Origin of the sequence: Mesorhizobium sp. M4A.F.Ca.ET.050.02.1.1 (assembly GCF_003997725.1) — a bacterium.
In the GTDB taxonomy this organism is placed as follows: Bacteria; Pseudomonadota; Alphaproteobacteria; order Rhizobiales; family Rhizobiaceae; genus Mesorhizobium.
The window spans coordinates 1-2178 of the sequence record NZ_RZSG01000920.1; the positions used below are offsets into that span (position 1 = coordinate 1).

General features: G+C 57.0%; 1 protein-coding gene and 2 pseudogenes. All 3 read right to left on the reverse strand.

Annotation, left to right across the window (positions count from 1 at the left end; all coding sequences use genetic code 11):
* Window positions 1–758: pseudogene (locus EOA33_RS33150) on the reverse strand (hypothetical protein); the annotation flags it as partial.
* A 3-nt stretch (window positions 759–761) separates the two neighbouring features.
* Window positions 762–1496: a hypothetical protein gene (locus tag EOA33_RS33155; RefSeq protein ID WP_127407538.1), complete on the reverse strand. Its 735-nt coding sequence runs from the start codon at window positions 1494–1496 to the stop codon at window positions 762–764.
* A gap of 85 nt (window positions 1497–1581) precedes the next feature.
* Window positions 1582–2178: pseudogene (locus tag EOA33_RS33160) on the reverse strand (hypothetical protein); the annotation flags it as partial.

Consider the following 2178-nt stretch of genomic DNA (forward strand, 5'->3'; position numbering starts at 1 on the left):
TTGGAGACCGTGCCGGCCATGGAGGCATTCGCCGTGTCGAGCGACGCAGCGACTTTGCCGACCTTTTCAGCAACACCCGAAAACCTCATTTCGATACGGCCAAACGTATCATCGAGGCTTTTGGCGATCTTCTCCGAAGTCTCCTGGACGGGCTTTATCGCTTTGGCGGCCATGCCCTCGAAGGCCTGTCGCACCTGATCGCCGTTCTTTTCCGCCTGTCGGGCTATTTCGTCGAAGCCTTCTTCCAACATCTGATTGCAAACCCGGCGGAAGTCGGCGAACTCACGCGCTACGCTTTCCATCTCGGTGCGCACGCGCCGTGTCATGTCCGCGAGCTCGTGACGGGCTGCCCGTTCGACGTCAGCTGGGTCGCGTCGCACCTGATTGTAGAAGATGCGCAGTGCGATACCCGTGATGGTCGACGTCACCGCGATGCCAAAATTCCTGACGATTTCGTCGGTCGATGCGTCTGTGCCGAACTGGTAAAGCGAGGTACCCAAGCTGGAGAGCGTGAACAGGAAGCCCATGTAGTAGAGGTTGTCACCTGTCTGCTCGTCGTGAAGGCGCAATTTCCCGACGTACCAGGAAAACGCGAAGTAGCCGATCATGATGCCGATCGGCACCGCTGATGAGATGGCCGGACTTATGCCGGCGGTCTTGGTGACGGCGATAAAGACACACCCGCCTATCGTCAGAGCGATATAGAAAGCCTGCGGGAAGATCCACGTATCGAGGAAGGATTGTCTGCGGGCGGCCATGGGTTACATCCCTTCCAGCTTTGTAAAGTCGCTGAGATTGCCCCCGTTTTCCGAAAACCATTGCGTCCAGAAATTGGCGTGGTCGACGGACGGGAACTTCCGTTCCGGCCTGTTGAAATAGAGAATGGTTACTTCGGCGCCGAGAAGATCGGTCCTAAACCGCGAATTTGCTGGGCTCTTCTTGAAGGCGTTGTAGTCGGCGCCCGATTTGTATTGGGAATAGGCAGGCGTGTTCTCCATCATGTCCGACACGAGGACCAACCGTTTTGGAACATTGTCAAACATGCCGTTGTCGAACAGGCTGAGCTTCAGTTTCTGGATGCCAGCCATGATCGGCGACTGATCAGCCTGGCTATCCGCCGGTAAGTGCGCCGGCAGCTCCTTCAGGGGCTTGTCGAAGGCCTCTTCCCAGATTCTCTGATGCTTTCCGGGATTGCTGGTCCAGACGTCAACCGTTGAGCCGTCTCCCGGATTGCATCGCGCGTACAGTTCTTTCAGATCGCCAGGTACCGCTGTCAGGGTGCCAACCCAGAGGTAGCCGCCCTGCTTGATCGTGCCGGCAATCTGCCTGAATTTGTTGGCAAGATCCTCCATGGTCGCCAGCGGGACGGGATCAGAGGTGTCAAAAAGAACAGCGGTGACGCTGTTCGGTCCCGCCTTTGTCGGGCAGCCCGTCTTTGCGTCCGTTTCCACTACGTCCCGGGCCTTTACGTTGAGCCAGACATAGCCGGAAAACATTGCGAGCGAGGCAAGTCCAAGCAGGATTGCTCCGACAATCGCTCCAACGCCTTTTCCGCGGGAGCTCCCTGCCCTGCGACGGCTTCTAGGCCTGGCCATCGAGCGTCTCCGGATACAGCTTGTCGAGATCGCGGTACTTTTCGATCCCGGACTCGCATTCCTTACCGACCTGCAGCATCTGCTCGTTCAGCGCCTGCTGGGCAGCGGCTATTGATGAAGTAAGATCGGTATCCTTGAGCTCACCATCGTTTTGGACAATGGGCTTGGTCTTTTGGAGTTTGAAAGGCTGGGAGAAGTGTTTTGGAGCGGGAGTCTTGCGCGCGCGGATGTTTGCTTCGCGGTATCTGGAGAGGAGCTGGTTGCAACTCCTCTCGAGCTGCTCTTGGTGTTCATTGAACAGAGCCAAAAGCCGCGCACGGCTGGAGAGGATAGCAGCGTGTTCTCTTCTGCGGCTGCCGAGCCCTTTCAAAATGTCTTCAACCTTGGCGTTATGATCGTCCCGCAATTCGATGAGGCGGTCTATGAGATCGGCCTTGGTGTCAGTGTAATCCTGCCGCCTCTCCTGACGCCTTTTCTCCACACCGGCATAGCCCGGATATGGATCGAGGACGAACCAGCCGTCGATGAAGGCGATGATCGAAAAGAGAAGACCGACCAGGAAGAGCATCCACGACCTCACCTC